General features: G+C 51.5%; 1 pseudogene. It reads right to left on the bottom strand.

Features of this window, described 5'->3' with window-relative positions:
* Positions 1-6: 6 nt before the first annotated feature.
* Positions 7-507 (bottom strand): annotated as a pseudogene (locus tag ACYP03_RS23985) (sodium/proton antiporter); the annotation flags it as partial.

Raw genomic sequence — 507 nt, 5'->3', positions numbered from 1 at the left:
TTCCCGTTAGTGTCCAGTTACCGGTGCTAATTGTGGAATGGCTTCGCTGGCGGCGGACAACCAACCGTTTTGATAGAACCACTCAGTCATAGGAATCAATGTCAGCTCGATGCCTGCGAGACCAATCAGCGACAAGACCAGCGTATATGGCAGTGCCATATAGACCATGCGTCCGTATGACAATCTGATCAGCGGTGCCAGTGCCGATGTCAGTGCAAACAAGAAAGCAGCCTGGCCGTTTGGCGTCGCGACCGATGGCAGGTTAGTACCAGTGTTGATGGCCACTGCCAGCATGTCGAACCGTTCGCGGTCAATCATGCCGTCGATCAGCGCTGATTTCACTTCATTGATATAGACAGTACCGACAAAAACGTTATCCGACACCATAGATAACAGCCCGTTGGCAATGTAGAACATCCCCCTCTGCGCACTGCCAGCCCTTTCCAGTACGGCAGTAATAATAGGGCTGAACAGTTTTTGCTCGATAATCACAGCGACCACAGAGAA

The sequence above is a fragment of the Photobacterium sp. R1 genome (genome assembly GCF_054600795.1).
This window is presented reverse-complemented; position numbering and strand designations above follow the sequence as displayed.